This is a genomic window from Roseateles sp., assembly GCF_049240545.1.
GTDB lineage: Bacteria > Pseudomonadota > Gammaproteobacteria > Burkholderiales > Burkholderiaceae_C > Paucibacter_A.
In genome coordinates, this window is the sequence record NZ_JBMLSK010000354.1 from 1 (window position 1) to 2,690 (window position 2,690).

Annotated in this window: 3 protein-coding genes; all 3 read left to right on the plus strand. The window is 67.9% G+C overall.

Annotated features, from left to right (window positions below):
• Positions 1-81: 81 nt before the first annotated feature.
• The 3 genes from ACOVRJ_RS21535 (at position 82) to tnpC (ending at position 2,650) form a co-directional block, all read left to right on the plus strand.
• Positions 82-519, plus strand: coding sequence for a transposase (locus tag ACOVRJ_RS21535; RefSeq protein ID WP_422045868.1), 438 nt, complete (start codon positions 82-84; stop codon positions 517-519).
• On the plus strand, positions 516-851 hold the full coding sequence (gene tnpB, locus ACOVRJ_RS21540) for an IS66 family insertion sequence element accessory protein TnpB (RefSeq protein ID WP_422045869.1): 336 nt from the start codon (positions 516-518) through the stop codon (positions 849-851). Before ACOVRJ_RS21535 ends, tnpB begins: the two co-directional genes overlap by 4 nt.
• Positions 852-949: 98 nt before the next feature.
• The gene (gene tnpC, locus ACOVRJ_RS21545; RefSeq protein WP_422045870.1) at positions 950-2,650 is read left to right on the plus strand and encodes an IS66 family transposase; all 1,701 of its coding nucleotides are present in this window, start codon (positions 950-952) and stop codon (positions 2,648-2,650) included.
• Positions 2,651-2,690: the final 40 nt, after the last annotated feature.

The window sequence follows — 2,690 nt, forward strand, 5'->3', positions numbered from 1 at the left end:
GTGAGCGTCCAGCCATTCCACCTTGTTTGTCCCTGAGCCTGGGGTGACGATGGTGTCCACCTATTCGATTGGTGGACACCTATGCACTCCAACGCCGTTCCCCGCCGACGGCACAGTGCCGAGCTCAAGGCCAAGGTCCTGTCGGCTTGCAACGAACCTGGCGCATCGATCGCCGCCGTCGCCCTGTCCCACGGCCTGAACGCCAATCTCGTTCGTAAGTGGCTCGTGGGTCGCGGCCTCAAGCGCACAGGCATCCCGGCGCCGGTTGCTGTGAAGACGTCGGTCGCTGCGGCGCCCTTGCTCGCTGCCGATGCCCGATTCGTGCCGATCGAGTTGGCCGTGCCCGCCGCTGCGCGCGCCGCGGCCGTCCGCCAGGCCGACATTGCCGCCGCGGTGCTCGAACCCATCCACATCGAACTGCGCCGCGGCCCACTGCACCTCAGCGTGCGCTGGCCGTCATCAACTGTCGAAGACTGCACGGCCTGGCTGCGCGAACTGAGCTCGGGCCTGCTCAAGTGATCCGCATCGATCGCCTGTGGCTGTGCAGCGCGCCGGTGGACATGCGTGCCGGCGCCGAGCGGCTGCTGGCCTGCGTCGTTCAGCTCGCCGGTGCCGCCCACGCCCACCACGGCTACCTGTTCGCCAACGCGCGCGCCACGCGCATCAAGTTGCTGGTGCACGACGGCTTCGGTGTGTGGTGCGCAGCGCGGCGTCTGAACGCCGGGCGCTTCGTGTGGCCGCGTGAGGCTGCGGCTACACCGCTGTCGTTGACCCAGGCCCAGTTCGACGCCCTGGTCGTGGGCCTGCCCTGGCAGCGTCTGCCCGAGATGAGCGTGATCACGCGCGTTTGAGCTGGCGCACGGACACATCGCCAACATCGCCAGGAGACAACTCGACAGCGCGTTGACAGGACATCTGCCAATGGTGCGAGATCGCTCAGATCGGCATCATGCAACGCATGCTCAGCATGCGGGAACTCAAGACCCAGGACTTGCGCGGCCTGACGCCCGACGCCGTCAAGGCATTGGCCGCACAGATGCTCGAGCACATCGAGCGCCAAGACAGCGAGCTTGCGCGCCGGCAACAACTCATCGATCTCAAGCAGCAGCTCATCGAGCGCAAGGACCGCGACATCGCCTGGCGCGACGCCAAGCTGGAGAAGGTCAACTTCGAGCTCGCCAGGCTGAAGCGCTGGAAGTTCGGCGCCAAGACCGAGGCGATGAGCGCCGAGCAGCGACGCCTGTTCGAAGAGACGCTGGCCGAGGACGAAGCGAGCCTGCAGGCGCAACTCGAGCGGCTGCGCGAAGAAGCTGCTGCTGCCGCTGCTCAGGCGCCGGCCAAGCCCAAGACGCCGCCGCGCCGCCCTCGGCGCGAGGCACTGCCTGCGCACTTGCGTCGCGTCGAACACCACCACGAGCCCGAGAACACCAACTGCACCACGCCGCAGTGCGGCGCGCCGATGACGCGCATCGGCCAGGACGTCAGCGAGCGGCTGGACATCGTGCCGGCCGAGTTCTTCGTTCACCGACACATCTACGGCAAGTGGGCGTGCCGCTGCTGCCAGACCCTGAAGCAGGCGCCGGCCGCGCCGGAAGTGATCGACGGCGGCATCGCTGCCAGCGGCTTGCTGGCGCACACGCTGATCAGCCGCTTCGCAGACCACCTGCCGTACTACCGGCAGGAGACGATCAACGCCCGCTCTGGCGTGCACACGCCGCGCTCGACGCTGGCGGCATGGGCCGGCCAGGCCGGTGCTGCCTTGGAGCCGCTGTACGACGCGCACAAGCGCTTCGTGCTCGGCTGCCGGGTACTGCACGGCGACGAGACGCCGGTTGCGCTGCTGGACCCGGGCGCGGGCAAGACCAAGAGAGCTTATGTCTGGGCCTACGCCCGAAGTCATCACGATCCGACACCCGGTGTGGTCTACGACTTCTGCCTCGGGCGCGGGGCACAGTACCCCGTGACCTTCCTCGCCGGCGACGAGCGCACAGGCCAGCGACGATGGGCAGGCACGCTGCTGACCGACCGCTACAGCGCCTACGACACGGTGCTCGACGTGCGGGTGTACCCCGACCGCCGGGCGGCGGCCTGCGTGGCACACGCCAGACGCAAGTTCGACGAATTGGCCAAGGCCGGATCAGTGGGATCAAGCCCGCTGGCCGAGGAGGCGATCCGGCGCTTCGCGCGCATCCATGAGATCGAGGGTGAGCTCGGCAGCCTGCCAGAGAACGAGCGGCAGCAAGCACGTCAGGAACTGACCAAGCCGCTGTGGGACAAGCTCAAGAAGTGGCTGGAACTGGAGCGACGGCTCGTCGCCGACGGGGGCACGACGGCCGGGGCCATCGACTACACGCTCAACCACTGGCCCGCGCTGACGCGTCACCTCGACGATGGCGCCGTGCCCATCGACAACAACCACCTCGAACGGCAGATCAAACCCTGGGCGATGGGGCGCAAGGCGTGGATGTTCGTGGGCAGCGAGCTTGCCGGGCAGCGCGCCGCGATGGTGATGAGCCTGGTGCAGTCGGCCAAGCTCCACGGGCACGACCCCTGGGCCTACCTGCGAGACGTGCTGCAGCGCCTGCCCACGCAGCTCAACAGCAGGATCGACGAGCTGCTACCTCATCTCTGGAAGCCAGCCTCCGGCTGATCGGCCGCTTGTCGTCAAGGTGGCGAGGCTGGACGCTCAC